23 protein-coding genes and 3 pseudogenes are annotated in these 26946 nt (G+C 56.3%); 6 read left to right on the forward strand and 20 right to left on the reverse strand.

Annotated elements, in window-relative coordinates:
- Positions 1 to 41: 41 nt before the first annotated feature.
- Positions 42 to 277: pseudogene (locus ACF0H7_RS11225) on the forward strand (transposase); the annotation flags it as partial.
- A gap of 101 nt (positions 278 to 378) precedes the next feature.
- On the opposite strand, the gene ACF0H7_RS11230 reads toward ACF0H7_RS11225, so the two are convergent.
- The 6 genes from ACF0H7_RS11230 to ACF0H7_RS11255 form a co-directional block, all read right to left on the reverse strand.
- Positions 379 to 1578, reverse strand: coding sequence for a mandelate racemase/muconate lactonizing enzyme family protein (locus ACF0H7_RS11230; RefSeq protein ID WP_397452818.1), 1200 nt, complete (start codon positions 1576 to 1578; stop codon positions 379 to 381).
- Between the two features lie 69 nt (positions 1579 to 1647).
- Positions 1648 to 3021: an MFS transporter gene (locus ACF0H7_RS11235; protein ID WP_397452819.1), complete on the reverse strand. Its 1374-nt coding sequence runs from the start codon at positions 3019 to 3021 to the stop codon at positions 1648 to 1650.
- Between the two features lie 28 nt (positions 3022 to 3049).
- Positions 3050 to 3760: an RraA family protein gene (locus tag ACF0H7_RS11240; protein WP_397452820.1), complete on the reverse strand. Its 711-nt coding sequence runs from the start codon at positions 3758 to 3760 to the stop codon at positions 3050 to 3052.
- A 92-nt stretch (positions 3761 to 3852) separates the two neighbouring features.
- Positions 3853 to 5412 (reverse strand): amidase, encoded by a 1560-nt coding sequence (locus tag ACF0H7_RS11245; RefSeq protein ID WP_397452821.1) that lies wholly within the window; start codon positions 5410 to 5412, stop codon positions 3853 to 3855.
- Between the two features lie 872 nt (positions 5413 to 6284).
- Positions 6285 to 7553, reverse strand: coding sequence for a citrate/2-methylcitrate synthase (locus ACF0H7_RS11250; protein WP_397452822.1), 1269 nt, complete (start codon positions 7551 to 7553; stop codon positions 6285 to 6287).
- A 392-nt stretch (positions 7554 to 7945) separates the two neighbouring features.
- Positions 7946 to 8545: an NAD(P)H-dependent oxidoreductase gene (locus tag ACF0H7_RS11255; RefSeq protein ID WP_397452823.1), complete on the reverse strand. Its 600-nt coding sequence runs from the start codon at positions 8543 to 8545 to the stop codon at positions 7946 to 7948.
- A gap of 110 nt (positions 8546 to 8655) precedes the next feature.
- Here ACF0H7_RS11255 and ACF0H7_RS11260 point away from each other — a divergent pair, with 110 nt between their 5' ends.
- Positions 8656 to 9576 (forward strand): LysR family transcriptional regulator, encoded by a 921-nt coding sequence (locus tag ACF0H7_RS11260; RefSeq protein WP_397452824.1) that lies wholly within the window; start codon positions 8656 to 8658, stop codon positions 9574 to 9576.
- A 536-nt stretch (positions 9577 to 10112) separates the two neighbouring features.
- Here the strand turns inward: ACF0H7_RS11260 and ACF0H7_RS11265 are convergent.
- The 4 genes from ACF0H7_RS11265 to ACF0H7_RS11280 all read right to left on the reverse strand — a co-directional run bounded on the left by ACF0H7_RS11265 (position 10113) and on the right by ACF0H7_RS11280 (position 13318).
- A complete protein-coding gene (locus ACF0H7_RS11265) occupies positions 10113 to 10727 on the reverse strand; it encodes a demethoxyubiquinone hydroxylase family protein (RefSeq protein ID WP_397452825.1) in 615 nt (204 codons plus the stop codon).
- A 139-nt stretch (positions 10728 to 10866) separates the two neighbouring features.
- Entirely contained in the window at positions 10867 to 11550 is a 684-nt protein-coding gene (locus ACF0H7_RS11270) for a hypothetical protein (protein ID WP_397452826.1), read from the reverse strand.
- A gap of 400 nt (positions 11551 to 11950) precedes the next feature.
- Entirely contained in the window at positions 11951 to 12451 is a 501-nt protein-coding gene (locus ACF0H7_RS11275) for a GNAT family N-acetyltransferase (RefSeq protein WP_397452827.1), read from the reverse strand.
- Between the two features lie 240 nt (positions 12452 to 12691).
- Positions 12692 to 13318 carry a LysE family translocator gene (locus tag ACF0H7_RS11280; protein ID WP_397452828.1) on the reverse strand — a complete coding sequence of 209 codons (627 nt, stop codon included), beginning with the start codon at positions 13316 to 13318 and terminating at the stop codon, positions 12692 to 12694.
- Between the two features lie 394 nt (positions 13319 to 13712).
- Here ACF0H7_RS11280 and ACF0H7_RS11285 point away from each other — a divergent pair, with 394 nt between their 5' ends.
- The gene (locus ACF0H7_RS11285) at positions 13713 to 14675 is read left to right on the forward strand and encodes a cation diffusion facilitator family transporter (protein WP_397452829.1); all 963 of its coding nucleotides are present in this window, start codon (positions 13713 to 13715) and stop codon (positions 14673 to 14675) included.
- Positions 14676 to 14732: 57 nt separating this feature from the next.
- On the opposite strand, the pseudogene ACF0H7_RS11290 reads toward ACF0H7_RS11285, so the two are convergent.
- The 6 genes and pseudogenes from ACF0H7_RS11290 to ACF0H7_RS11315 all read right to left on the reverse strand — a co-directional run.
- Positions 14733 to 15029, reverse strand: a pseudogene (locus tag ACF0H7_RS11290) (winged helix-turn-helix transcriptional regulator); the annotation flags it as partial.
- A 94-nt stretch (positions 15030 to 15123) separates the two neighbouring features.
- The gene (locus ACF0H7_RS11295; RefSeq protein WP_397452830.1) at positions 15124 to 15930 is read right to left on the reverse strand and encodes an inositol monophosphatase family protein; all 807 of its coding nucleotides are present in this window, start codon (positions 15928 to 15930) and stop codon (positions 15124 to 15126) included.
- A gap of 187 nt (positions 15931 to 16117) precedes the next feature.
- Positions 16118 to 16540 (reverse strand): VOC family protein, encoded by a 423-nt coding sequence (locus ACF0H7_RS11300; protein WP_397452831.1) that lies wholly within the window; start codon positions 16538 to 16540, stop codon positions 16118 to 16120.
- 124 nt (positions 16541 to 16664) lie between these two features.
- Positions 16665 to 17435 carry a LysR substrate-binding domain-containing protein gene (locus ACF0H7_RS11305; RefSeq protein ID WP_397452832.1) on the reverse strand — a complete coding sequence of 257 codons (771 nt, stop codon included), beginning with the start codon at positions 17433 to 17435 and terminating at the stop codon, positions 16665 to 16667.
- A 227-nt stretch (positions 17436 to 17662) separates the two neighbouring features.
- Positions 17663 to 18616 (reverse strand): glycosyltransferase family 2 protein, encoded by a 954-nt coding sequence (locus tag ACF0H7_RS11310; protein ID WP_397452833.1) that lies wholly within the window; start codon positions 18614 to 18616, stop codon positions 17663 to 17665.
- A 103-nt stretch (positions 18617 to 18719) separates the two neighbouring features.
- Positions 18720 to 19300, reverse strand: a pseudogene (locus tag ACF0H7_RS11315) (transposase); the annotation flags it as partial.
- 377 nt (positions 19301 to 19677) lie between these two features.
- Between ACF0H7_RS11315 and ACF0H7_RS11320 the strand changes: the two are divergent.
- Positions 19678 to 19839: a DUF2986 domain-containing protein gene (locus tag ACF0H7_RS11320; RefSeq protein ID WP_397452834.1), complete on the forward strand. Its 162-nt coding sequence runs from the start codon at positions 19678 to 19680 to the stop codon at positions 19837 to 19839.
- Between the two features lie 153 nt (positions 19840 to 19992).
- Here the strand turns inward: ACF0H7_RS11320 and ACF0H7_RS11325 are convergent, their stop codons facing one another.
- From ACF0H7_RS11325 to ACF0H7_RS11340, 4 genes are all read right to left on the reverse strand, one after another.
- On the reverse strand, positions 19993 to 20997 hold the full coding sequence (locus ACF0H7_RS11325) for a M14 family metallopeptidase (protein ID WP_397452835.1): 1005 nt from the start codon (positions 20995 to 20997) through the stop codon (positions 19993 to 19995).
- 81 nt (positions 20998 to 21078) lie between these two features.
- Entirely contained in the window at positions 21079 to 22395 is a 1317-nt protein-coding gene (locus ACF0H7_RS11330) for an MFS transporter (RefSeq protein WP_397452836.1), read from the reverse strand.
- A gap of 244 nt (positions 22396 to 22639) precedes the next feature.
- Entirely contained in the window at positions 22640 to 23554 is a 915-nt protein-coding gene (locus tag ACF0H7_RS11335; RefSeq protein WP_397452837.1) for a LysR family transcriptional regulator, read from the reverse strand.
- A 219-nt stretch (positions 23555 to 23773) separates the two neighbouring features.
- The gene (locus tag ACF0H7_RS11340) at positions 23774 to 24508 is read right to left on the reverse strand and encodes a FadR/GntR family transcriptional regulator (RefSeq protein ID WP_397452838.1); all 735 of its coding nucleotides are present in this window, start codon (positions 24506 to 24508) and stop codon (positions 23774 to 23776) included.
- A 262-nt stretch (positions 24509 to 24770) separates the two neighbouring features.
- On the opposite strand from ACF0H7_RS11340, the gene ACF0H7_RS11345 reads away from it, so the two are divergent.
- Positions 24771 to 25877: a mandelate racemase/muconate lactonizing enzyme family protein gene (locus tag ACF0H7_RS11345; protein ID WP_397452839.1), complete on the forward strand. Its 1107-nt coding sequence runs from the start codon at positions 24771 to 24773 to the stop codon at positions 25875 to 25877.
- Between the two features lie 116 nt (positions 25878 to 25993).
- Positions 25994 to 26935 carry an AEC family transporter gene (locus ACF0H7_RS11350; RefSeq protein ID WP_397452840.1) on the forward strand — a complete coding sequence of 314 codons (942 nt, stop codon included), beginning with the start codon at positions 25994 to 25996 and terminating at the stop codon, positions 26933 to 26935.
- Positions 26936 to 26946 lie beyond the last annotated feature (11 nt).

The following is a 26946-nucleotide window of genomic DNA, read 5'->3' on the forward strand; positions in this document are numbered from 1 at the left end:
CAGTCGGCCAGAAGCAGCCGGTCGGGTATCGCGCCAGGCCGGAGATCGACGAGCGCGTCAACGCGTGCCTGGATCGATCACTTGAGGGCGACTGGCCTTATCTGTGGATTGACGCCACGTAAGTCAAAGTTCGGGAGGCAGGACGCTTTGTGTCGGTCGCCGTCATAATCACCATAGCCGTTAACACAAACGGTGGGCGCGAAGTTCTCGGCATGCAAGTCGGCACTCCGGAAGCAGAACCTTCTGGACGGATTTTCTGCGTGGAGCAGCAATGAGGGACGGGGGATTTTTCGAGTGACTAACCGAGAGTGCAGATGGACTCAACGCTTCGAACAATTGCAGCGATCAAGGCCATTTATCCGCACCCCCTGTCATTCATTATGCAAAACTGGGATCGGCCAGCGACAGTGGAACATGAGCAAGCGGGTGACCTGCTGCACACTCAGTATCGACCGAGATTCCCAGGCCTGCAGCATCACCAACTTCGAAGCAGCCATTCACCGCAACTGGCCCATCACCGATAGTTAATGATTGGAAAAGAGGCGACTCCGAAAACTGATGCTCGACCGGCTGATCAAGCCCCAGTGCGAGACACGCATGTAACGTATGCATGTGCGCGACTGGTCCACTGGGATTGTGCAGTGACACGGAAACTCCATTTTCCCGCGCTAGCCGGACGATATGCTCTAGCTCACCATAGCCACCGCAATACTTGATATCAGGCATCACCACATCATAGAGTTTCTTTTGGATAAAACGAGCGTACCCACTGGCGCACACCCCATTCTCGGCACCCGCGAGCAGCAACCCATGTGCATTCGCGTGCTGTCGTAGCCGCGCGATAGCGGCGTCCCATAATTCACTTTCGGGCACAGGACATTCAACCCAATGCAGGCGCGATTGAGCAGCACGTTCGATAAACGTCATTGCACTCGCTTCATCAAGTCGCCAGTGACAATCAACCATCAACTGGATTTCACTTCCCACTGCCTCACGCACCGCCTCTATCCGCTCAAGCGCTCGCTCGATTTCGCCCTGGCCTTGAGGAGTTGAAGCAGTCGCAGGAAGTAATGCGTCAAATGGCATAATCTTGACGCCTCGATAACCTGCCTCGACCGCACGCAGGGTCGCTTGAGCAAACCCTTCCGGCGTGCGTTCACGAACGCTGCGATTGACAGTTGCATAGCCGCGCAACGGATGCTTGCTTCGACAGCCTAGCAATTCGAAAATAGGCACCCCCTTCATCTGTGCAAGCAGGTCTGTTGCCGCCTGATCGAGCGCTGATAGCAGCGCATTACCGACTCGCCCACTTGGTAAGGATGGACGGGCTGCAAAATCGCTGAAAACCTGGGTAAGCGATTTACCGATCAGAGACGGCCGCAAATCTTCGAGTGCCAAGCCGAGCAAGTGCTCATGCGAGCGTAACGTGAGTTCGCCCCAGCCAGTTCGGCCATCATCTGTGTCCAGCGATAAAAACGACCAGTTTGATCGAGGCGCAGCGGCAATCGATATAAGTCGTACTTCTTTGATCCGAACGTGGCTGGACGAAAGTACATAATCTCTTACTTGATTATTCATTTTGATATCCTACGTAAAAACCGATATTGCGTCGGGGACCGGGTCGTAACATGGTGAATTGAGGACGCCCTATGCTGGAGGATTTAGAATCAACCGCATGCGATGCCCAAGTATGGTCACAGTGATTGAGGCGAGTGCCACCACACCGGCGAGAAACAGCAAGGAACCATTGAAAGAACCGGTTAAGTCTCGTATCTCACCAATTACATAGGGCCCGAAAATACCACCGACGCTACCAACCGAATTGATTAGCGCAAGCCCGGCAGCGCCTGCAGAACCGGAAAGCAGCGCCGTTGGGATATACCAAACGTTCGGAATACTCGCTGAAATCCCTGCACTGCCGATCACTAGCCCGATCAGTCGTACCACATCGGAATCCGAGCATGCAGCTAGTACAAAACCTGCGGCGGCGATCAAAAAAGGGATCGCAACATGCGCAACACGCCGGCCAGTTCGGTCAGCATTCCATCCGCTGAATAGGATTGCGGCGCACGCTGCCAGAGGCGGCAACGCTGCAACAAAGCCGACTTGGATTAACGACATCTGAATGTGAGATGCGTTGACAAATTGTGGCATCCAAATTGCCGCGCTGTTCGATCCGATTATCAGGCACATCTCGATCAGGCACATAGCCCATATCCGCTTGTCGGCGATCATTCGTCTCAATGAAGAGTGGTCGTTCTCATGCTTATTAGCGAGCTGATGTGCCCCCCGGTCGGCATGCATAAGCTCGACAAGGGTAGTTCGTTCATCCGCGCTCAGGAATGTTGCCTCCTCAGGACGGCTCGGCAGGAAGTAATAGAACACGAAACCCATAACAACCGCAGGCATCCCTTCGATAATGAACATCCATTGCCAACTCTTCAGCCCCGCGAAGCCGTGAAAGTTGTTCAATATCCAGCTAGATAGAGGTACGCCGATGACCGACGCGAGCGGAACTGCCACCGACAGCAAGGAATAGACACGCGCCCGATAGCTACGCGGAAACCACAGTGTCAAATAGAAGAGCATGCCGGGGAAAAAACCAGCCTCTGCAATTCCAAGCAGTGTCCTCAATGCATAGAAGCTACCGTGATCCCAGGCCAACGCCATGCACGCCGACACGACCCCCCAACTGATGAGAATCCGTGGAATCCACCGACGCGCGCCAAGACGTACTAGCAGCAGGTTACTCGGCACTTCGAATATGACGTAACCAACAAAAAAAAGCCCCGCACCGAGGCCGAATTGAGCATTGGTTAGACCGAGGTCAGCATTCATCTGAAGCGCAGCAACACCAACATTAACGCGATCAAGAAAGGCCGCAAAGTAGCACAGCATCAGTATTGGCAACATGCGACGACGGACTTTCTCAAGTACCGATATCTGCTGTCCAGTTAAGCTGATTGGGGTACTCGTGACCCGACATGTATCGTCAGGCGAGTGCAATGCAATAGATTTCATTTCATTGTCTCCTTGATACAAGCAGCACTCAGACCGGGCATCCGCAAGAGCGCAATATCGCGTTGAAGCGCTCAGGATCGGAGCAGCGACTAGCATTAGCCTCGCGGATGACCGCTTCACGCCGCTCATGCTCGAGAACGCGTGGCAGCAACTCATCCAGTTGGTCGACTGGAATAGAGATCACGCCGTCGGCATCCCCAATCACCAGATCCCCTGGCGCTATCGTCATACCTGAGCAGGCGATCGGAATATTGATTTCCCCAGGGCCGCTCTTAGTCGGTCCGCGATGGGTGTGCCCCTTCGCGAAAATGGGCATAAGACCATCACTCCATTCAGTGACATCGCGCAACGCGCCGTCCAGCACGATCCCGCCCAACTTGACAGCCAAAGCAGTGGTTCGTATCAGACCGCCAATTACCGCTTGTGAGAGGTCACCCCCACCATCGATGACGAGTACGTCACCCGCTCGCGCGAGTTCCAGCGCCTTGTGGATCATCAGATTGTCGCCTGGACGGACGCGCACTGTGAGCGCGGGGCCGCACATCGTCAGGCGTAAAGATTCGTGATAAATCTTCAAACCTCTCGCACCCAAATTACGTCCGAGACAATCTCCAATAGTCGCGACTGGCCTACCGGTATATGCAGCGATTTGAGCGTCCGTCGGGACCCGCTCGCGCGAGCCGATAAAAAAACCTGGCGGCCATCCAGCGCGGTCGTCAATAGAACTTTGAATAGTCATACGGGAGTCTCCTTATTATTGTTGAAGTGACAGCATTCTTTATCCAGTCAACGATCCGCTCGACTGCGTTGCCCGCGACGCTGCTCTGACCCTTACGGGCGTGCAAGCAATGGAGAGCGACGCGCATCAAGCGTTTTTTCAATTGCCAAGGCGACATTGAGCAGTTTCATGTCGTCATGCGGCCGGGCAAGCAAATCCATACCCACCGGCAGCCCCACAGGTGCATTTGCAGTCGGCTCAGTGAAACCAGCCGGTAGATCAATCGCTGGCAGCCCCATAGCCGAAGCGAACACCCCGTTACGTTCCGGACGCGGCTTGTCAGTCTGCAAAATCGGCGGACGCTTCTGTGATGGGTACACAAGCGCATCTAGTTCATGCGCGTGCATCAGATCGAGCAGTTTCGTCTTAAATGTCGCGGTGTATCTAAGTGCGGCGAGATACTCAGGCATATGCAAAGGATCGTCCCAACTAGCCGCATTCTTCAGAAAATTTTCCATAGTCGACGCGGGGAACCGATGTGCGTCATAGTAATCCTGAGTATTTTGAACGCCGGAGACATATTTGATCGACGCCAGATACTTGTCGAACAAAGGGCGGAACTCATAATTACTTACGTTCATCCGCTCACTCGACGTCGCGGAGTCGAACTCCGTATCGTCGATTGAAACGATCTGAGCACCGGCCAAGCGTAATTTGACGAGCGCGGCCTCGAGGACTTCATTGGCTGGCGCGCCATCTGGCTCAGTTGAAAAGAGATTCTTGAGCACACCGAGCCGCACGCTTTTTAGTTCGGCTGGGTGCAAGTTCTCCAGGGCAATTCGTGTATGTGCCCCTCCATCCGCAGTCGTCGGCGAATCGCTCGGGACGTGCCCTGTCATTTGTTCAAGCATCCGGACCGAGTCTTCGACGTGACGACAGATCGGCCCCACCACATCCATTGACGAAGATAGTGGGATAACACCGTTTCGGCTAACGAGGCCAGGTGTCGTACGGACCGCTACAACGCCGGCTGAACTTGCCGCATTGCGCAGCGAATTCACGGTCTCGGTACCGATAGAACAGATTGAAATTCCGGTCGATGCCGATACCGCCGAACCACCGCTGGAACCCGCCGCAAACCGTGTGTTGTCATAAGGATTAAGCGTCTGCCCACCCAGCGAACTCATCGTGCTGCCGGCGACAGCCAGTTCGTCAAGATTGGTCTTGCCAACAAATAATGCGCCGGCGGCGCGGAGGCGATCTACCGCGTCGGCATCATGTTCAGGATGATTGTTCTCAAGCAACACGGAGCCGCCGGTGGTCGGCATGCCAGCAACGTCTATGTTGTCTTTTACCGCAACCGTTACGCAGTGCAGCGGCAAGACCGTGCCGGCCCGACGAAGAGCATCTAGCTTTGCTGCGTCAGACAGCAAGTTCGGATTGACAGTGATGAATGCCTTCAGAGTTGGGTTGAGACGATGAATTTCGTCCAACGACTGCTGCGCGATAGCGACGCAAGTCATCGAGCCATTCGACTGTGCCTCTAATGTTTGCGAGATAGACACCAAGGTGTCGTTCTCTGATGCAAGAGCGGGCGGAACGGGAGATGACATAGAAGGCCCCGAGAGCAGCGTGGCGGTAATGCCAAGAGCAGAGAGCGTGGAGGAGCGCATGGTGATCAGCCTCGAACGAGCGTTGAGAGACACTCGATAAATATGTTGATGCAATCATATGCCGACAAATTTATATGTAAATATTGATTAATATAATCAACTTGATTGACGTTCATCGACTACCCGTTTCAGATCAGACACGCGACCAGACCCTGCAGCCCGAGCTCAAACGCTCCTGGCAGGGCAACATGCAGGTCTATGACGTATCGAAGATCTGGCAGCTAATGAATCGGGAAGGTATTTCGGTGGCCCGCCGTACTGTCGCTGCCTGAAACCGTAAGGTCTGCTTGGCGCGGTTCCGGGCAGGTTGGGTGGCAAAGCGAGTGCCCCACTTGTCGATGGAAATGGTGTGATGTGGTGGCCAAGCTGGCATACCCCATCTGGCCTTTGACCACATCGAGCGCGGCACCGCGTGCGTACCAAAGGTGTGCCGCAACCAATAATAGGCGTGGCGAGGGAGTTCTGTTCGAGGTCGAGCCAGCGGCGGCATCCGATGCGTCGGAGATTACCTCTAGGGCGATGCCGAGGACTCGTGCGCCGGTGTAGTCCCGCTCACGACGGGCGGCGGTGACCAATGATTTTGAGGCGCTCGATTAATGTGAGAGCGGTTGCTGGCTATGGATGCGGGACTATGTGAAGAAGCCCCGAGGGCATGGCCGAGGGCGATCAATATACTCACTAAGGTGTCGATGCGTCCCGCCCCGCAGGGTTCGAACCGCTTGTAGGTTCTCAGCAGGATACCGGCCTTTTCAGTGAACGCTGCTTGAGACCACCCACTGCGGACGCGCATGACGAAGACAACCCGAGGGGCACTCAGGGGTTTTCAACGTGAAGTTGGTGCTAAACAACGTGAAACAATAGCTATCGATACCTCATATTTCCCGCCTCCTTCCTTTGGGGGACGCAAGCTGCTCCTTCTGTGAAAGAGTAGGTGCTGGGCCAACATATGCGGCTCGTGGCCGTATTAGATCGCTCATCGTGCGCTGCTCGATAGCATGGGCGATCCAGCCAACCGAGCGACCTAGCGCGAACAGACCGAATGCGGCGCCAACGGGTAATTTCAGATGCCGCCGTAAAGCGACCAGCGCGAGATCAACCGAGGGGCGAGCGCCGACCAATGTAGCGCCTTCGTCAATAAACGCCTGCCATTGCTCGTGGTGAGACAAAACACGGGTGAGCAGTGCCACCGCGCGAGGGTCTCCGTTCGGATAAATATGATGTCCAAACCCAGGGAGGTCTTCGCCACGAGCGAGCCGCGCGCGCAATTTGGCGATGGGCTCACTTTCTCCTAGCTCCTCCCAAAGCGCTTCGCCGCGTGCGGTAGTGCCGCCGTGGCGACTGCCCGTCAACGCAGCAAGGCCGGCAATCACAGCTGCACGTAGACTTGCTCCCGTGGATGCCACGCAGCGCGCGACGAAAGACGAGGTGTTTAATTCATGGTCTGCGCAGAGCACGAGTGCCATCCGGATCAATTCTGCTCCATCCGCGTCGAGCTTCCACTTCTTCGCGCACTGTACGTGAATCGGCTCCTCGCTCGGCTGGGAATTCAGCAAGCAAGCAGCCAACAACCGAACGAGTGTTCCGCAGCCCGCTGCGATGCGTTCCGGAGAACGTTGCCATGCAGCAGTCCCGATGTCCTCGCTGGCGAGAGTGAAGTCGCGCAGCATGCTTTGTTCGAATCTCTCGGCGGGCAGTTTCGTGAGCGCTGCCTGACGAGTGGGCTCAAGCGGCTGATTATCGCCAAACGCGATTGCCTTCGGCATTTGCCATAAATGGGCGGCAACATCCTCAAGGGTCATTGTCTCCGCGAGTGCGATGGCGTCGAGCCCGCGATAATACAGGCGCTGATCGTGAATAAGCGTGATCGATGACTCGAGCACCGGGAAGCCCCAATCGAGGGTCGCCCTGGCGACATCCTTTGACTTCCTGCCGCGACGGCGTTTGAGTGCGAGGCGTTCAACCTCACTTTCCAGATAACGGCTTTCGCGCGGAGTGTCGCTTGGCAACGATTGAAGCAAGCCGCGGCTGACATAGGCGTACAGCGTCTGACGAGAAATGCCAAGTCGAGCTGCAGTTTCCAGAGTGGATAGATATTTCGACATAGTAGAAAATGGCCAGATAATACTTACCATTATCAACATTACAGAAAAAAATCAATATATGCCCCTTGTTGCATCTAAATCCGTCGACCGCTCCCCACCAGCTTGGGCGTTTCAAGCCGGGTCAGTTACGCGGTGGGAGGGCTTTGGAAACAGGTTCTCGGGAGCCAGGCCAAGTGCTGTTGCGATGGCCTGCTGCCAGGATGGGTAATGCTTGGTTTCAACATGGCAGGTGCCGCCATGCCGCTCTCGCGGGCAATTTGCTCAAGCGAGGTGTTGGCGTCTCGCAAGGCTCGTTTAATTGCCTCCCACCGAAGCGCCCATGGAATATTGGGGTAAATAACGCTATTGGCCACCCCTCACCTGCCGTGACAGTCAGAGAGCGGCTGGAGCGGGCAGTGAAGTGAAAAATAAACATGCCCCTTTTCCTGCCATCAGGCAGTCAGCTTGACGATTTGCGCGTGGGCGTCAGCAAGTCCGTTCTCCGTCCCGTGCGGTCTTGCATCCAGCCCTTCGGCGTAGACAAACTTCACATCGGTGATGCCCATCAGGCCTAGCACAGACCGCAGATAAGGCGTAACCGCATCGGACCCCTGACCGACATGCACGCCACCCCGGGAGCTGATGACCACCGCGCTCACACCTTCAATAAGGCCCATGGGATGGGTCTCGGTATACCGGAAGGTCACCCGGGCACGGGCAACCAGATCGAACCAGTTCTTCAGTTGGGTCGGCACGTTCAGGTTATACATGGGAGCCCCTATCAGCAGCACATCGCTCGCCTTGAGTTCGGCGACCAGTTCGTCAGACAGGGACACCACGTCTTTCGCGCGCTTGCTCAGGTTCTCGGCTCCCCTCAGCGCGTGGAACAGTTCATGGTCGAGAACCGGTAGGTCGAGGGTGGCAAGATCTCGCATTACGATCTCGTCATCGAACTCTCTGGCCTGGCGCTCGGCCAGGTAGGTATGGATCAGAGCGTTTGTCTGGGAATTGCTGCCCATAATGCTGGACTTGAGTACGAGAACCTTGGTCATAAATGAGCTTCAGATGAATTGGCCATTGAGTGCGCAAATCCTACCATCGCCTTTTTCTCTCCAGTGGAGATAATATCTCTACAAATTGGCTACTTTTTGGCTACAAACCCATGCAAAGCAATCTGAACGGCATCGAGGTTTTCGTGGCGGTCGTGGAAGCAGGCAGCTTCGCCCAAGCGGCCGTGAAGCGGCACATCACCAGGTCTGCGGTCGGCAAGAGCATTGCCCGCCTGGAACATCGGTTGGGAATATTACTGTTCCACCGCACGACTCGCAGCCAAAACCTCACGGATGAGGGCGCCTTATTCCATGAGTATTGCCTGCGGGCGCTGGAAGAAATCCTGGCCGGAGAAGCGCTGCTGGAGAGCGGCAAGTGGCAGGTGAGCGGCTGTTTGCGCGTTTCGATGCCTGTGCTGTTCGGGCACCTTTGCATAGCGCCCATCCTGATCGAGTTGGCAGAGCAGCATCCCGGCCTGACCCTGGAGATGTCCTTCAACGACAGGATGGTGGACCTGGTCGAAGAAGGCTTCGATCTGGCTATCCGCAATGGCTCGTTGCAGGACAGCGGCGACTTGGTAGCCCGCAGGCTGGGCGAGCACCACATGGCATTCTGCGCTTCCCCAGCCTACCTGATGATACGCGGGGAACCGAAGACAATCGAAGACCTGAAGCGACACGACGCGGTAGCCTATATGCGCTTTGGCCGAGTGCTCAACTGGCAGTTGCGCGTCGATGGACAAGTGCAGGAAATCAAGCCCAAAGCCCGCCTGCTGATGGACGACCTTCGCGCCGTCACAGACGCTACTATCGCCAACTTCGGCGTTGCGTGGCTGCCTTACTGGTTGGCGCGCAATCATCTTCTTCGTGGCGAGCTGACGGAAGTGCTGCCTGACCATTCAGGCGTCACCTTTCCGATCAACGCCCTGTGGCCACGAACCCCCCACTTGCCTTTGAAAACACGCGTGGCGGTGGACGCTTTGCTGGCGAAACTTCCGGCCAGATTGGAGGTGTTAGAAGCGCGGCCGGTCTAAGGCGTGGATAGGTTCAAGGTTGAACTTCGAGCGACCGGTCCATCGCATATCCGGGTCGGTTTCTGCGTGTTGCGACAGACAGGGTTGGGCCCAGGCTGTGTGAAAGCGCAGAAAACTTTGCGAAAACTGAGCTTTGCGAGGTTGCAGTCAGAATCAGCGGGCGGTGGCGCGAATTCCCTTGGTTAGCGGCGTAGACGCGAAACTCTGCCGGTCACTACATCCGAAATTCTTACCTATAGTCAGAGAGCACTGACTCTGGTTTATCGGCGATCTGTATTGTGCGCCTTCGGCGTACGATCTGATTAAGGTCAAAATAATAATCGTTCGCGCACGTTTGCACCTGAATAGTGAGTCGGCAAACTGGGCGCAGTCTGTTTTGTTGAAGACGGGTGACTGCTCTTGGCCCGTAGCTGACGATTACGATAGGCAGATATCGGTCAGAAGTTGACGTTCGACTACGTCCGCTGACGACCAGAAAAGTACGGTCGTTCACTTACATTGCTGGTGGAAAAAACTAGTTGATTGTTGAGCTTTTACTAAGACCGCATACCCATCCATATCACGGCTTCAGTCCACGCAATCACCATCGGTGTCAGTAATCTGAACCAAGGATCGCCTACATCAATTTGCGCTGCTGAGTGGTCGTGATGATGTTGTTCTTCCTCCACGATCGAAGCTATGGCCACCACCGCGTGCGGATCGATATCGCCCAGAACCTGAAGCTGATGGGTCAGGTGTTTGAGCACCACACTTTCAACCGCGACGGTGGTGGCAATAATAGCTTTCCGGCCACAGAGGCCGGTGATCAGTCCCAAAGCCAAGCCACCAATACCACATAGCCAGTAACTGCGGCAGCGAGGATAGCCGCGACGTTGCAGTTCTGCGAAGAAGACTGCTCGATGACGGCGTTCGTGGGAGAGAAACTCCTTGAGTTCATCCACCATATCCGGGAAAAACAACCGGGCCATTATCAGCTGCCCACTGTAAATACAGATCGCGCCATGCTCACCTGCATGGTCAACCTTCATCATACAATTGCCGAGGTCTATTTCGTTCGCCAGGGTCTCTGGTGCATTCACAATTGTCGTGCCTTGTTCGAGCGGCAGGGCTTCGGGCCTTCCGTTGGTTATTCGGCAATCATCCTGCAGCAACGGCAATACCTTCACAAGTAGGTACACAGGGAAGGCTGTTAGCTGAGCCCCCCACTTTGCGAAGAATCACCGTCTATCTAGGTGCTTAGGGTCTGAACGCAACTCACGGAGCGGCGATCAAGCAGACTTCTTAGAGAGCCTAGGGGTAGCGGTACGACCTGCCGGACGAAGGCTGCGGGCTTTTAATGGCAATGACTCGGACACGTTGTTCGGGCAGCGTGATGTCATAGACCTGTAGCTCACACCCTTCACCTCGATCGACGAAGACAAACTCCGCCAGATATACCTTTTGCTTCTCGGGGATGAAAGTACTAGTGATCGGCCCACAGGTGTAATACGACGAGACGGTCGGATTGGCGGTTACCTTTTTCTCATACTTGTTTTTCGACTGGTTGAATACATAGTCTTCGTTGTAGAGAGTCCGATACCCCGGTGCTGGAATCTGACTACTGATCGTCGATGACCCACCCACTTGCAATATCTCACCGGGATCGGCCTGCATTTCCAGCTCGGGGAAATGTTTGGAGATCGCGCTGTTAAGACGATTGAACCATCCGCCGACCTTACTGCAAAACGGTTTGACCACTGTCCCTAGCTGATCGGGGCGTTTATCCGGGTCGTTACCTCGGACCACTTGGAAATCTACTGGGTTGGCCACATCACCTGATGCCTGCAGGATCACTTTGGCGTGTTGATCATCTACTGTGACCTGCTTCTGCTCCAGCATGATGCCATCTGTCCAGAGAGTAGGCGCAGAGCTGCGAGAATCGGAAACGCAGCCGTATAACCCCAAAAATAGAACCATCGTGACAATTGTCTTCACCGCGTTCCCTTGCATTGAACTGCCGATGAGCTTCTAGGTGAGTCGCCCTTCTTGAAGGCGATAACAAAAAGCCACTATCGCGCAGAACCATAACCAAAGGGAACAGCTGAAGGACTGGAATTCCCCCTCCCCTACGGGCGACGGATCATACAATACTGGCAATATCATGGCTTTGGGAGTGGGCAGCATGCAAACGCTGATGATCACGCAAAAATGCGGCTAGAGAATGTTCTGATGCCAGCAGTCCGTGCGTCACTACGGGACTTAACTCAAGCGCTGGTATCAACCTTGGGAGGTTAGATCGTTCTGGCGCTGAGTGACCGCAATTGGCTGACGGCTGTCCGTCGTGACAGGCAGAGAGCGGCCAGAAGCAGTCTGCCGGGCATCGCTACCTCAGCTCCTAAAGCGCCAGAACGAATCGGCACTCCTGATCGGCGTCCTCGTCAGTTGATTTTGAGTCTGTGATGAAACCGCAACGGCCAAGCACCTTTTTGGAGCCGACATTCGTAGGATACACATACGCAATTAACTGCTTGAGTTTCCAACGTCCCCGTGCGGCCTGAATCAAATGCATTAAAGCCTGCGTCGCAATCCCTTGTCCGACGGCCTGGTATGCAACTCGATACCCGACCTCAGCGCAGCCATTGTTTGGATTTATATCTTTAAGATTAGCTCGGCCGATGATCTGGCGATCTGTGCTCTCAATAACAAAAGGATGCCACGTTCCGGTGGCATACCTAGACAAATAATCTTCAATATGATCATTGACCCCCCCTGCTGAGTAAAAAGAAGGATCTCGTGCGTCAATGTGCGATTCAAACCAGGCCCGGTTCTGGACTTCGAAGGAGAGCAAGGCTTCGGTATCAGTATTTTTCAATTCACGAACCAGGCATGATTTCAATAAAATTCACCTTATGGTTTGTCGATTTTGAGTAAGAACGTGCAATTCCAACTCTGTTTTTGGCCGACTCTGCTCCCCGAGCCGTTTTACACCGCCAAGACGCATAACTGCCTGTAACGACGAACGGACTGTCACCTCACCGAAGGCGCCCAGGAACATTTGCCTGGCACGTTATGGGAATGATCGTGGCCGTGAGCGCTCTACTCGAAGGAAATACTTAGCAGTCAAGGCAATGACAAATTAAGTGGGCCGCTCAAACAGTATCAGTCTTGCCGCCATTGCCGCCATAACCGCCGCAAATGCGTAGTTTGCCAGAGGTCGGTTACGGGGCTCTCTTAGGGTTCGGCCCAGTCTCGCAGCCACTACACCCAATACCGCATGAAAAACCAAGGCGATCAAAGCAAGCAGGGATCCTAGAAATATAAGCTGGAATGAGATGGAGCCGCGACCGAGCGCGACGAATTGAGGTAGGAACACCATGAAGAAAAGCAATGCCTTGGGGTTTAAAAGGCTATTGAGCATACCCCTAATAAAAATAGACCCGAACGACTCCAACTTGACTTCGCAGCCCTGCTTCCTCGCTGGTTTTTTCACCGCTTGCCACGCAAGCCACATCAAGTAGCAGGCGCCGCCTATACGCAGGAGTTCAAATGCGGGTGCCCAGCTCATCACAATGGTCCCAACGCCCGCGCTCACCATGAAGGTCATCACAAGGTCGGAACAGGAAATTCCCAGCGCGGCAGCTAGCCCCCCGCGCCAACCATGGGCCAGGGAATGGCTCATGACAAACGCCATATTGGGGCCGGGGACGATCAAAAGAAGCATGGCGGCGGCAAGGAACAGGGAAAGATTGACAGCGTCCGGCATCTGGGATTCCTCCATAAGAATCAGCATCTCACGATAAGCTGAAAGGTGAGGCTGTCACAGGTACAGTCTCGACCGATGATACGGTTACAGCTCTATCCGTCGGGGATCCGCTGTCTGCTGATAGCAGATTCTGCCAATACTGAAAGGCTGCAATGGGTCGAGAGTCGACGGTCGAGATCAAGGTTGACTGACTTCCTCTGGGCGTGAAGCGGCGCTTCCCGGTGTCGGGGAACTCAAGGTGACTCACTGGTGTGTTGTGCTGATGGAAATTGGTCTAGCTACACTTCCCGCGAAGTTTTGATAATCGCGCTCCGTTTGTTGTCCTACTCCAGACAGCTCCGCGCCAAAGCGCCAGCAGGGCCATGACTCTCTTTACTTTCAGACGGACTCGATAATGAGCGCACATGATCATCAGCATGGACTCGGTGGCGAACGACATGCGTCATCGGGGCATCAACACGCAAGTCCTCCTGCCGGATTTGACAGCGCGTTTGCTATCGGATCTGCCTTGAACGCTGCATTCGTTGTTGCCGAAGTCATCTACGGCCTGACCGCCAACTCCGTCGCGCTCCTTGCCGATGCGGCTCATAACCTGGGTGATGTTCTAGGATTGCTGCTCGCTTGGCTAGCCGTTTGGCTTGGCCGCAGAGCGCCCACAGCCACGCGAACCTATGGCTATGGCCGAAGCTCTATTCTGGCGTCACTCACAAACGCAGTGGTGCTCCTCGTCGGCGTTGGAGGTATCACGGTTGAAGCCGGGAGGCGTTTGGTCGAAGGCGTGTCTGTCGCCGACGGTGGGGGGGAAACCGTGATGGTGGTAGCAGCCGTTGGAATAGCTGTAAATGGTGTGACTGCAATGCTGTTCGCGCGGGGCCGCAAGGGTGATATGAACGTCAAAGGGGCGTTCTTGCACATGGCTTCAGATGCGGCTGTTTCCGCAGGTGTCGTGATCTCCGGACTGATCATATTTCTATCCGGCTGGGCGTGGCTCGACCCTGTTACAAGCCTGATAATCGCCGCGTTGATCCTGGTTTCCACGTGGGGACTTTTGCGCGATAGCGTGAATCTGGCTCTGGATAAGGTTCCGGAGGGAATTGATGTTTCAGAGGTTCAAACGTTCCTCGCGTCCTTTCCCGGCGTGACTGAGGTACATGACCTGCATATCTGGCCACTCAGCACCACGGATACTGCCCTCACTGTGCATTTGGTACTCCCCGACACAGACTACGATGACGATTTTTTGCATGACGTCATGGCCGAGTTGGAGACACATTTTGGAATTGGTCATGCGACCGTTCAAATTGAACGCGGCGATGCGGCGAAACCCTGTCAGCTTGCACCGACGCATGTTGTCTGAGGGGCAGGCGGTTTGGCCAATCGGCTCTCCGTTGCCTGACCCGGAGGCCAGAAGCACTCACTTGTCATCCGTCGAATTGTCAGAAACGTAAAGAATACGAGCGTCACGAAAGTCTTCAGCGTTCTCCGCTACCTACATCCACAACGGAATCATCCGCGCCAGCAGGCCCCGCCCCAGGTCGGATAACGCGTAGTCGACACGCGGCGGTACCTCGTTGTAATCCCGACGTAAAACCAGACCGTCCCTTTCCAACTGGCGCAAGCTGCGGGTCAACATCCGCTGGGTCACGCCACTCATGCGCCGGGCTATTTCCGCATGCCGCAACCGCCCCTCCACAGCTAATGTGACGACGACGGCAGATTGGATCGAGCAGGATTTGAAGTGAGTGGGGCGGTCTCTTCCGACAACAACTGCTGTTCGCACAAAAACATCCACCCGCTCTGGGTCTTCACGCGTTCGCTGGAATGACGCTTGCGATAGCGTTCTGAACCTTGGCATGAAGGCCCGTAGCTGCGGCAAGAACACCCTTTGCGGTGATGTCGAATGGCGTGCCGTCGAGTGATGTAGTGACCCCGCCGGCCTCTTGCACGAGCAGGCAGCCTGCGATCCAGTCGTAGACATCGTCGCCAGTCTCGACATAGGCGTCCAGGCGTCCCGCAGCCACGTAGGCCAGTTGCAGGGATGCTGCCGCCATTTGCCGCATCACGAACACGTGCCTGGAGGTTTCCACCAGCAGTCTGGCTGCGAGTGCGTGTTCTGCCGCAGGCACGGCGGCGAAGGGCGGCAGGGCGGTTCCGACAACGGCGGTGTGCAGGTCGGTCTTGGCCGAGGCCTTGATCGGCTGACCATTGAGGGTCGGGCCCTTACCGGCCTGTGCAGCAAACAGCTCATGCTGGCAGGGGTCGTAGACGAAGGCAGCGAGCGCTTTTCCGTCCTTGACCAGCGCGAGAGAACTGGACCACAACGGCAGTCCCTGAAGGTAATGGTAGGCGCCGTCGATGGGATCGTAGACCCAGTAAGGCCCATTGCAGACCTGAGAATCATGTTTGTCTTCCGACTCGTTCCAGCCGATGTCGGGAAATGTGCCTGCCAGCGCCGCTCGCATCTGCGCCTGGGCCTGCCTGCTCACGGTAGAAACCCGCTCGATGAGTTCGGGGATGCTCTCGCGTCCGGAGGTGGATTGGACGCGGCTGGCAATTTCGTCGGTGATGCTACGCAGCAACGCGGCGGTAAAAGCAGTCTCTGTTGAGTTCATGGCGAGGCTCCTTGGGGATAGCGGGCAGAGAAATGGGCTTGAGTGAGCGTGCGGTCTATTTTGTGAGCGTTCACTCACATTCTCTACTCGCATCTCCAGGCCGTGCCTGCATCGGGAAAGAAGCGGCTGAAACCCGGTAAACATCAGGTTCAGTCGCGGCCGGCTGAAACGGGGGCGGCGATACTCGCTACCGGTGCTCACATTTTTGAGGACGGGAGGCAGGAGTGATGATGAATTCAATGGTTACGCCAGCCGCCGGTGAGACCCACAGTTGGAGATCGCTGCCGTCATTGGGCGCACTGAGTTGGTACTCGATGCCGTGGGCTTTCAAGCGGTCGAGCAAAGCGCTCCACTCGTCGAGGTTGGCGATGCGTAATGCAATGTGGTCGATGCGCGGCGACACGCTTGCAGTGGGTAATCCGCCGGTGGCCTGTGACAGATGAATCAATGGTCGGCCTTCGCTATACAGCCAGTGGCCAGGTGTCCGGAAGTTCGGCCGCGGCCCTGTGGTGAATCCCAGCACGTCAGTGAAGAAACGCACGATCATGTCGAGATCCGATGTGACGATATTTGCGTGATCCAGATGCATGAGGATGCCCAGCGCTGCCAATGAAGTGGTTCCATTGTGCAGCGCGGGCATGCATTTGAAAATTAGGCTGGTAGTTGATGGATTATCAAAATACTTGGAAATATCGAGTCAGGTCGGAGTCTGACGCACTGTGTGCGGACAGCGTTCAAGCCTGCGGATTAGCATCAACTATCTCCCGCGAGGCGTGTTCGAATCGTTCACGCAGAAAATCCAGCAAGGCGCGCACCCGTGGCGCCAGATAGCGACTTTGCGGATACAGGGCGTGTACGGGCGCTTCGGTTGATTGCCAGTCGGGCATCACCCGACTCAAACGACCCGCTGCAAGGTCGGCGCTCACGTCCCAGATCGATTTGAGTACGATGCCGTGGCCATCGATGGCCCATTGGCGGGCCACGGCGCCGTCATTGGTCTCGCGCGCAGCCTCCAGAGGAATCTTCAACAGTATTGTTTCCTCGCCGCACTGCAAGCGCCACTCGCTGGACCACCCGGTCTGGCCGGCAACGATATGATCGAAGTCGCCCAACTGAGCGGGATGGCTGGGCGTACCCTTGCGTTTCAAATAGCTCGGCGCGGCGCACAGCACGCGGCGATTGGCCGCCAGCGGGCGTGCGATCAACGAGCTGTCCGGTGGCACGCCAAAGCGGATCAGCAGATCGACATCGTCGGTGATCAGGTGCGACAGCGAGTCGGACAGCAGCAGCGCAGGGACGACCTGGGGGTAGCGTGTGGTGAACTCATCCAGCCAGGGACGCAGCACATGGCGGCCGAAGTCCGAGGTGGCGGAGACGCGAATCTTGCCGCGAATCCCCTTCTTTTCCGCCGACAGCGCCGCCCGGGCATCGTCCAGCGACTGCAACGCCTGGCGGCAGTGTTGCAGGTACAGGCGGCCTTCATCGGTGAGTCTTAACTGACGCATCGCATCATTGATGCCTGCGAGTGAACCCCCCGGTTGCGTTGAAACCTGGTTGCCCTCGGCTTTTTGCTATATCACGCCAGTTGACAGCTCAAGGTGGGATGTTATTCGGGCATTCTGGGTCGCGTGGAGATAAATAGATCCGCCCCCGATGTTCTGACGTTCAGAAAACGTGTTTGTCCGACGGTTATGAACTAACCAGACCGTGACTGGCCATGGCGTATGCCGATTCAACTAGCGTTGGTCGACGCAGTTGTTTTGCGCAATGATCTGGCGCGGGCATAGAGGTAGCGCAAGGTCGGTTTGCCGTTGGAGAAGATCAGTGTTTGCCAGGAATACTCCAACATTCGCCGGTACACGTCGATCACCTGGTCGTGCTCGCCGCGTCGGGAAAATGCATTGAGGAAGTCGGTGTGGTTGCCCAGCACGAAATCGATCCGTTGCTGCTTGCTTAGCTGCGCGCTATAGCGGGCGAGGTACACTTCGATGAACCTGATCTTGTTCTGGTAGTACTTTTTCGGTTGCGCGGTCATGTTGCCGCTGTTGACCGTGCGCTCCAGCAGCACCTGTGGCACCGTGTGGATTTCCCAATGTTCGGCGATTCGGGTCCACATGAAGCGGTCTTCGGAGTAGCGCAGGCCGGCATCGAAGCCTCCGAGTTGCATGATCACGTCGCGCTTGACCAGCGCGGTGGATACGCCATTGACGACGTTGGCGTGGATGAAGTCGTAGAAATGCATGCCGTTCTTGCGCCGGTTGTCCACTTGCCGCCTACCGTCGCTGTAATTGATCTGTGTGTAGCAGTCGATCAGCCCCACCGGCCTTCCCTGGCGACTGAGTTCGTCATACAGCGCCAGTTGTTGCTCCAGCTTTTGCGGACGCCATTGGTCATCGGCATCGAGCAACGCCACAAATATCTCTTGAGTGTGCCGCAATCCGTGATTGCGGGCGCTGGCCTGGCCTTCGTTGACTTGCTGCAACAGCGTCAGGCGGAACGGCGCCGCGAAGTCTTTGACCCGTTGTGGTCCGTCATCGGTGGAACCATCGTCGACGACGATGACGTGATCGGGCAGTCGGGTTTGCGCGACCAGCGACGACAGTGTTTGCTCAATGCTGTCGGCGCCGTTGTACATTGGGATCACGACGCACACTGAATGGGGTAAAGGCGTGGCTTGGTCTGACACGGGTTTTTCTCCTTGTTGTTACGCCTTGGCTGAGTCGCGCGGTAATGCCCTGTCAGACGGACGCTGACGCAGGGTATGCGTCCGGGCATCCCGTCTTGCGTCTCTAAACCGGTTGCCACCTATGCGGCAGCACCAGCGCACTATCACTCGCCCGCTGCGTCGATAGGCGCGTGAGCACTTCCTTCAAGCAAGCATGCGGATCATGCCCGTTGAGCCGCGCCGACTGGATCAAGACCCTGTGTTTGAGGCGATCATCCAGCGCGTTGCTCATCGCCAAGCCGTCGTGCACCAGATGGCGCCGGGCGATCGTCCATGCATGCCAAGCATCCATCACTGGCACCGCTTTCTCTCGGCGTATTCGGCGGCGTAAACCCTGTTCCAAGTGGCAGACTTCCCGTTCTATTTCTACGGCAGTTAGATGGAGCGCACAGCCTGTTCGGCGAGCGGGCTCTAGTGGGTGGCGTGCAGTTCGAAGAACTAGCGCCGCACACCAGCTTGCCCTTCCAGCCATGCAGTAAGTTACGTGCGTGCTCTCCGGCGCGGCTAAGGCTGAAGTCGTAAGCGAACGCGGCCATGTTCGAGAACAGCATAGCGCAGGGCATCGACCCGCGCCTGCAACTGCACACCCTAGTTGCCGACCCACTGTGCGAGGGTTGAGCGGGTGATGGCCAAACCGGCCCGACCTAATGTGTGGACGAGGTTCGCGGGAGGCTGTGGCTCAGCGCGACGCTGGCAATTGAGGCACCTGGTTGGGTGCACGCTTGAATGACTTATCAACGGTGGTTATTCACTTCGAGTTCCCGTCAGGCGGTCTGCGTACGAGCCTTTGTGGTCGGTGACGGGCGGCAGAAAACGGTAAGGCGCGGACCATGGACACAGGGCACATGACTCCGTAATGTGCTCTGTAGTCATGTGATTTTCCTCCCCGCAGTCTGTCGCGTTGGCTAAAGCGGGACTCAAGCCGATCAAGGAGTACGAATGAGCAAGTAACGTTCTCAGGGGATCGGACTCAATGTTTTAACCTGATATCATTCAAGCATTTGCAAGCTGAGTAGAAAAATATGAATCGTCGTAAAAAATTAAATCAGATATTAAAGGCTAACGCCAAAAAGGCCAGTGCCAAACTGGCACCGCAAAACAAGTCTAAATACATCAGTAAAGCTGACCGATTGAAACTGGCTGCTGAATCCAGTCACGAGTCAATCATTTCCTCTGAAAGCTGATCACTCAGGCGTTATGCATTTCGCGAGATAGCTGAGGCGTCAATGGAGGACAGACAGTGAGCGTTTTCCTCAGAGTGGCTGTTTGCTCCTTCGCGCCTGCGGCTACTGTCACGACCAACGAGACTTTTTTATCAGATGAATGCTCCCGAGCGTTTATAAGATTGGGTGCGTAGCAGTAACGTCGATAATTTGTGCAAGCCGCACGACCGTGACGCCCGCGCCGAGATGCCGCAGTGAAGGCTGTACCAGCACACAGTTGTCATAGGGTGTGACAACCTCCCGGGCGCCGTCCCGTGCTATCAGTGTGCCAGCGCGCTTGATCAATTCGAGGCCGCGAAAATCTTCCGTGAATCTGAAGTTCATACTGTCCGCCACCACCGGTTCGGTAACCCGCAAAAAGCGTTGGTGCAGGGATTTGGCACGTGTCAAAAAGCGCGCGACATCCTGCTCGTGAACCGCTTGGGTGGTGATCAAAAACCGGGCGGCGACGTCCAAAGCCACTTCCTGGCTACGGCGTGAAAAGTGCTGGCCGGTCTCAACCAGCAGTGCGTTTTTTTGGCTGCTGGCATCATTGAAACCGCCGTAATCGCGCATCCGCCTACCGTTCGGATGCCCAGCGTCGACGATGACCGTCTCAGGGGTGCCCAACTGTGCAGCAAAGCGCAGGCCTTTGGCACGCGAGCCACACATCATCAGCGGCGGCGATTCTTCATGCATGGAATGGATATCGAGCAGCAGATCGACGCTATCAATTAACGGCCGCAACTGCCGGGCACGGCACAGTTCGATGGAGTCTTCGGTACTGTCGAGACGCTGCGGCAGCCAGACGCGATTCATGTCCTCATCGAGGTAACGTGTGGCGTCGATATTGTGGGGGTCGAAGCGGTGATAGGCCTCGACATTCCCGAAAGCGAAGCTCAACCGCCCCTGACGCGGTCGCAAGCCGCTGCTCAGCAAGGTATCCACGGCATTGGCACCGCTGACCTCGTTGCCATGGGTCAGCGCCATGATCAATACATGGGGGCCAGGCACTCCGCTGTCAAAACTGTGCACATAGTCGATGCCGCAATTACCGGTCTTCCACTGTCGGATATCCGGAAAATCGACTTCGATAGGGTAGGGCGGCAAGGTGGCGCGAAGCTGTTCCAGGGTTTGCATTAAAGGTCTCCAACAGACAATGGCTAACAGTTACCCAGCCAATGGGCGGGTATCGCGTTTAGAGTTAAAAAGGGGGGAGTGTCAGCTCGCCGCGTTGCGGCTCATGCGTCGGCCCAGAAAGAGCACCGAGACGACACTGATGACAGCGGTCGCCATCACATAAAAACTCGGCATCATCTTGTTGTCAGTGACATCGATCATCCACGTCACGATCAGCGGAGCGAAGCCGCCGAATAGAGTGATCGAGAAGTTGTAACTGAGCGCCAGGCCGGTCCCTCGCGTACGGGTCGGGAATATATCCGCGAGCATTGCCGGAATGGGGCCCAGACACGCAGCAATCAGTATGCCGACCATCGCCTGGACGGTGAACAGCGTGAGTACCGTGGGAAAACTGGTCAACAGTAGAAACAGCGGATAAGACGAGAACCCGGTAATCAGCAACGCGATAGTCAGCACCCGAAAGCGCCCATGAACATCGGACAGCGTGCCGAAGATCGGCGCCATGATCATCAGGGTCAGGCCCGTGATCATGGCGCCTAGATAGGATGAGGTAGCCTGGATGTGCAACTGTTTCAATGCGTAGGTTGGCATGTAGAGTTTGTGCACGTAATTGAACGCCGTTGCGCCCGACACTACGCCGATAGCCAACAACAGGTTCACTCGATCCTTGATCAGCACCTCGAGCAAAGGGCTCTTTGGCGACGTGCTGTTGGCAACTTTTTTGAAGTCTGGGGTTTCGTCGATTTGGCTACGGATATACAACCCGACCGGCCCGATCAACAAGCCGAAGCAAAAAGCTACCCGCCAGCCCCAGTCGTTGAGTTGCGCGTCGCTCAAGGAGTAGCTGAGTAATGCGCTGACCCCGCCCGCCACAACGGTGGCCAAGCCTTGGGTCGACAATTGCCAACTGGCGAAGAAACCTCTGCGTTCGGCTGCTGCATGCTCGACCATGAACGCTGTCGCTGCGCCGAACTCCCCTCCGGTAGAGAACCCTTGAAGCATACGGGCGACAATGATGATGATCGGTGAGGCAATGCCGATCTGGGCATAGGTGGGCGCGAAGGCAATCAACGCAGTGCCGGCCATCATGATCGTGATGGACAAGGTCAGCGAAGCTTTGCGCCCTTTGCGGTCGGCATAGGAACCCAGAACCATCGCACCCAAGGGACGTATGAGAAAGGAAATGCCGAAAGTGCCGACGCTGAGCAACAGCGAAGTGGTTTCATTCTCGGACGGGAAGAATAGTTTTCCAATGACCACCGCAAAGTAGCCATAGATCAGCAAGTCGTAAAACTCCAAAGCGTTGCCGATACTGGCGGCCGCTATTTCCTTCCATGGACTTCGCTTTGCTGAAGCACAGGGTGTGCTTAGCGCGGAGGATTGTGGGTGAACAGACATGAGATAACCCCGTTATTATTATCGCGTTAGGCAATCGGCTGGCCATTGCGCATACGCTGTTGGCGATAAAATCTGACCGGCATCTAACCAAGGCGTTGACGCCTGGATACATGGTCGGTCCGGGGTTGAACTTGAATGAATAGGGCAGCGCCCGCAATTGCCGTTTCGGCACATCTCTGGGCTCATCGCGCAAGAGTCGCAACGTTACTGGCGCGCGTCGGCCAACGGCCCACTCAACTTTCCTTCACTTGCTTCTTGTTGGTGCGCTCAGTGCGAGGCCGCGCCATATTTTCATGACCCGTTCGTTTTTATTAGAGCGAAGGCGATGTAATGAAATGTCGAAGCCAATCTGCATATCCGCACCGCCGCAAATCAGTAGCTGACCTCTTTCCAGGGCGTCGTTGACGACCATTCGAGGGAGCCAGGCCAGGCCGCTACCGCGCTTGGCCATTTCCATAATCGCTTCGTAAGAGTTTGCCTGATAGATCTCGTGCAGCGCGAGTTTGCGGGGCAGGTGGGCGAGATGCTTGGCCAGCACGCCACGAAGGGCAAGCGAAGGTGAAAAAGCCAGCCAGGGAGTGACTGTCGTTGTCGACGATGAAATCTGGAACCTGGGATTGCCTTGTTCGTTGGGGGCGCTGACGGGCAGTAACTCTTCGTGATCGAGTACCAATGAATCAAAGCGTTCGGGGTCGATCAGTCTCTGAGTGAGCGGGCTTGAGAAACTCAGCAGCAGATCCACGTCGCCAGCGGACAATCGCATGATCGCCTCCTGCGCTCCACTGGTGATCAGTGATACCGGAAATGTACCGAACTGAGGACTGAGTAACTCATACCAGTCCGGAAAAAAATTGGTCGCCAAGGTATGGCCTGTGGCGATACGCAACGGCTCTTCGCTGGTCAACCCCATGCCTTGAAACTGCGCGCGAGCAGAATTGAGCAAGTCCAGTGCCTGAGTGGCGGTGTCCAGAAACAACAGACCCGCCGGGGTCAACGAAATAGGTTGCTTGCGCTCGACCAGAGCGGTTCCGACCCACTCTTCGAGTGCGCGAATTCGTCGACCGAACGCTGGGTGCGTGACGAACCGATTTTCGGCAGCACGGGACAGGCTTCGAGTTCGGGCCAATTCGATGAAATCTTCAAGCCATTCCAACTGCATAGGTACCTTCTGTTCCTGACCGAGTGCTATGAAGGCAAGTCCGTGCCAGGCACAAAAGCGGGCTTCACAAATGAGAGATCAACCGTCGTCCAGACAGCCGCGCTGTCGCGCAGCACCAGCAAGCAGGCCGGACTGCTGCGCAAGCAGCATCTATGAATCTCAGGGCACAACCTCACCTGCTTGTAGAACAACGAGACAACCTCCCGCCAACGAACAACGTTAGAAGAACTTAATCTCATAACCGAATCGTGAGGCTGCGCTGACGATGTGCTGCCCCATGATCTGTCGCGCCGCCGCCGCATTGCGGTCGATGAAAGCCTGCACCAGCTCTTCATGCTCGCCGCGCGCCGCATGAGGGATATTGCTGAACACCGGGCCTCGTCGTGCAAAGTTCATCGTGATCAGGGCGCGCATCGGCTCAAGCACCGTACGAATCATGGTCTCGAGATAGTCGTTGCCCGACGCGGCGGCCACCGCTCGATGAAAGTCCAGGTCAGCGTTGACCGTGTCCAGCGTCGGTTCGCCTTCGTATTGCATGCGCAGGACCGCCGCCTGAATCGTTTTCAGCTTGCGCGGAGTCATGTGCGACGCCGTCAGCGCGGCGGCCTGGCTTTCCAGTACAGCCCGCACTTCGAACATGTTGCGGACCGTGTTGTCACCGTCCAGCAGCGGTGCATTTTCGCGCAGAGGTAATGGCTCCGGCGATGGGGTTGCAGCCGAGACGAAAACGCCCACGCCCTGGCGAGACTGGATCAGCCCCTGCGCTCGTAGCGTCGCGATTCCCTCGCGTACCACGTTACGACTGACGCCAAAGTTTTGAGCAAGAAACTGTTCGGTCGGCAAGCGGTCTCCCGGGCGCAATCGTCCGGAGGCAATCTCGTCGCTTAACGAGCGCGCGATGTGCTCGGCCAGATGAGGGCGCCGCGCTACGGGTTGCACATTCATTTCACTCATGTTCGGTTGTCCCTTTCACTTGTCTTCTTAATCTACATCAGAAGACTTGTTCCCGTCAGTTAATACTGAATTTCATTATCGGCTCTAATAATTAAAGATAACAAAATCAATAAGTTGATAGAAATATAGCGAAGGTCGGTGCAAAAGCATCAGTTGTTCAGTTGAAGGACAACAGGACGTCATGTACGTTGTCCTCACCCTGACGCGGTCGAAGTCCAAGAATTGCCGCGCCACCTTTGCAACCTGCTCGAGGCGCCGTCTCATGAAAATTGCCAGCATTGAAACCATTCCGCTGCGGATCCCTTTCACCACGGGTGGTAAGTCGGCCGGCGGGGTCTGGGGGCCGAAAGACCTGCAGATGGTCGATTCTCTCGTGGTTAAAGTCACCACCGATGACGGTATCGTCGGTTGGGGCGAAACCTTCGGCTTCACTGCGATACCGTCTGTGAAAATCGTGATCGACACGATCCTTGCGCCTGAACTGATCGGCTGTGATGTCACGCGCCGCGAAAAACTGCAGGGCGACCTGCAGAAGAAGTTTCACGTCTTCGGTCGTAGCGGCGCGTTCATCTACGGCCTGTCGGCGATTGATATCGCGCTGTGGGATATCGCTGGCAAGGCGGCCGGTCAACCGATCTACCAGCTGCTGGGCGGCAGTGAGGCCACGTCGCTTGCGGCGTATGCAAGCCTGATCCGTTATGCCGACGCCGACCTGATCCGCACCAATGTGCAGCGCGCGGTCAACAGCGGTTTCCGCCACCTCAAGCTGCATGAGGTTGATGTCGAGGTTATCCGCGCCGCGTGCGAAGCCGCTGGCCCCGGCGTGGAGATCACGCTCGACGTCAACGCCCCGTGGACGGTGCGCGAGGCGCTGGACATGACCGAGAAACTTCGCCCGTTAAATCTGCGCTGGATCGAAGAACCGGTGTGGCCGCCGGAAAACTATTCCGGTCTGGCTACGGTCCGCAAGCAAGGCGGCATCCCGGTTGCGGCCGGTGAGAATGCATCGACGCTGATGGATTTCCAGCATCTGCTGGAAGCCGGTGCGGTCGATTTCATTCAGCCAAGCCCGGCAAAAATGGGCGGCATCACCGAACTGCAAAAAGTCTATGCGTTGGCCAATGCGCATAACGTCACCGTGATGGTCCACGCCTTTTATGACGGCCCCGGCCTGCTGGCCGCCGTGCATGGCAGTGCGGCTCTGGGAGGTGCGAAGTCACTGGTGGAATGGCGTTATTTCGATCTCGAAGCGCAGCTCTATGGCGACGCCATTACTCCGCGTAACGGACGCATCGACGTACCGCAAGGGCCGGGCCTCGGCATCGAGCCTGATCAGGACGTCATTCGCGACTACCGCTTCAAACCTTAACCGCATACGCCGCTGGGTCATTGCCGCCTTGATCGACGCCGACGCAACAGCCGTCGCGCCGGCCTCGATCAGCTATGGCGACATTTTCGATAAAAATAAATACGAGGATTGAAGACATGCTAGACAGAATCGTAGGGCCCATTTTGCCCGTCGCCTTTGTGATCGTGCTGGGCTTTATCGCCGGCAAGCGCGGACGGCTTACCCAATCGGACAGCCTGCTGATCAGCCGGTTGGTGCTCGGCTGGATCTTCCCGGCGCTGCTGTTTGTCGGGATGGCGAGCACGCCGCGTGAGCAGCTGTTCGACTTCAAATTCATCGTGGCCACGTTCATCGGCATCATGGGCATGTACACAATGGCGCTGGTGATCGGTTGGCTGCGCTTTCGCGATCTCAAGGTTGCCACGCTCAAGGGCTTCGTCAATGGCTATCCTGACGCCGCCTTCATGGGCATCCCGATCCTCGGCGCGATGTTCGGACCGAGCAGCATCTATTCAGTGCTGGTGCTGAACCTCATCGCGAGTCTGGTGATGATCCCGGTGACGACCATGTTGCTCACCATCGCCGATGGAAAGGGCAGCGGCACCCAAGCCTTCGTGTCGAGCCTGTCGGGTGCGGTACGCCGTCCGCTGATGTGGGCTCCGGCACTGGGCATTCTGCTTTCGCTGCTTCAGGTCAAACTGCCCCCCGTTGCCGCAGAGTCACTCACGCTTCTCGGCAAGGCGACACCTGGCGTCTCCCTGCTGTGCCTGGGATTGATCATGTCGTCGGAGAAACTGAAAATGTCGGGTGAGGTGTGGACCAACCTGGGGCTCAAGCTGTTCATTCACCCGGTGTTGATGTTCGCGGCCACTCTTTTGCTGGGCGTTCATGGGCTCTACGCACAACAGATGATACTGCTCTGCGCGCTGCCGTCGGCGACGATCCCGGCGATGTTTGCCAACCAGACCGGCGCCTATCAGAGTGAAGCCGCGACCTCCATTCTGGTCAGTACCGTGCTGTCGATCGTGACCTTTTCTGCGGCGATCTACCTGATTGATGGAGGCCTTGCTGCCGCCTGAATCACCTTCGC

The sequence above is a fragment of the Pseudomonas sp. NA-150 genome (assembly GCF_044336365.1).
Classification (GTDB): domain Bacteria; phylum Pseudomonadota; class Gammaproteobacteria; order Pseudomonadales; family Pseudomonadaceae; genus Aquipseudomonas.

Excerpts from the sequence above, each read along its gene's own strand:
- ACF0H7_RS11295 (WP_397452830.1), bottom strand. The coding sequence starts at position 15,930 with ATGAACTCAACAGAGACTGCTTTTACCGCCGCGTTGCTGCGTAGCATC.
- ACF0H7_RS11305 (WP_397452832.1), bottom strand. The coding sequence starts at position 17,435 with ATGCGTCAGTTAAGACTCACCGATGAAGGCCGCCTGTACCTGCAACAC.
- ACF0H7_RS11285 (WP_397452829.1), top strand. The coding sequence starts at position 13,713 with ATGAGCGCACATGATCATCAGCATGGACTCGGTGGCGAACGACATGCG.
- ACF0H7_RS11240 (WP_397452820.1), bottom strand. The coding sequence starts at position 3,760 with ATGACTATTCAAAGTTCTATTGACGACCGCGCTGGATGGCCGCCAGGT.
- ACF0H7_RS11350 (WP_397452840.1), top strand. The coding sequence starts at position 25,994 with ATGCTAGACAGAATCGTAGGGCCCATTTTGCCCGTCGCCTTTGTGATC.
- ACF0H7_RS11230 (WP_397452818.1), bottom strand. The coding sequence starts at position 1,578 with ATGAATAATCAAGTAAGAGATTATGTACTTTCGTCCAGCCACGTTCGG.
- ACF0H7_RS11280 (WP_397452828.1), bottom strand. The coding sequence starts at position 13,318 with ATGCCGGACGCTGTCAATCTTTCCCTGTTCCTTGCCGCCGCCATGCTT.
- ACF0H7_RS11245 (WP_397452821.1), bottom strand. The coding sequence starts at position 5,412 with ATGCGCTCCTCCACGCTCTCTGCTCTTGGCATTACCGCCACGCTGCTC.
- ACF0H7_RS11335 (WP_397452837.1), bottom strand. The coding sequence starts at position 23,554 with ATGCAGTTGGAATGGCTTGAAGATTTCATCGAATTGGCCCGAACTCGA.
- ACF0H7_RS11345 (WP_397452839.1), top strand. The coding sequence starts at position 24,771 with ATGAAAATTGCCAGCATTGAAACCATTCCGCTGCGGATCCCTTTCACC.
- ACF0H7_RS11320 (WP_397452834.1), top strand. The coding sequence starts at position 19,678 with ATGAATCGTCGTAAAAAATTAAATCAGATATTAAAGGCTAACGCCAAA.
- ACF0H7_RS11255 (WP_397452823.1), bottom strand. The coding sequence starts at position 8,545 with ATGACCAAGGTTCTCGTACTCAAGTCCAGCATTATGGGCAGCAATTCC.
- ACF0H7_RS11340 (WP_397452838.1), bottom strand. The coding sequence starts at position 24,508 with ATGAGTGAAATGAATGTGCAACCCGTAGCGCGGCGCCCTCATCTGGCC.
- ACF0H7_RS11260 (WP_397452824.1), top strand. The coding sequence starts at position 8,656 with ATGCAAAGCAATCTGAACGGCATCGAGGTTTTCGTGGCGGTCGTGGAA.
- ACF0H7_RS11330 (WP_397452836.1), bottom strand. The coding sequence starts at position 22,395 with ATGTCTGTTCACCCACAATCCTCCGCGCTAAGCACACCCTGTGCTTCA.
- ACF0H7_RS11235 (WP_397452819.1), bottom strand. The coding sequence starts at position 3,021 with ATGAAATCTATTGCATTGCACTCGCCTGACGATACATGTCGGGTCACG.
- ACF0H7_RS11250 (WP_397452822.1), bottom strand. The coding sequence starts at position 7,553 with ATGTTGATAATGGTAAGTATTATCTGGCCATTTTCTACTATGTCGAAA.
- ACF0H7_RS11325 (WP_397452835.1), bottom strand. The coding sequence starts at position 20,997 with ATGCAAACCCTGGAACAGCTTCGCGCCACCTTGCCGCCCTACCCTATC.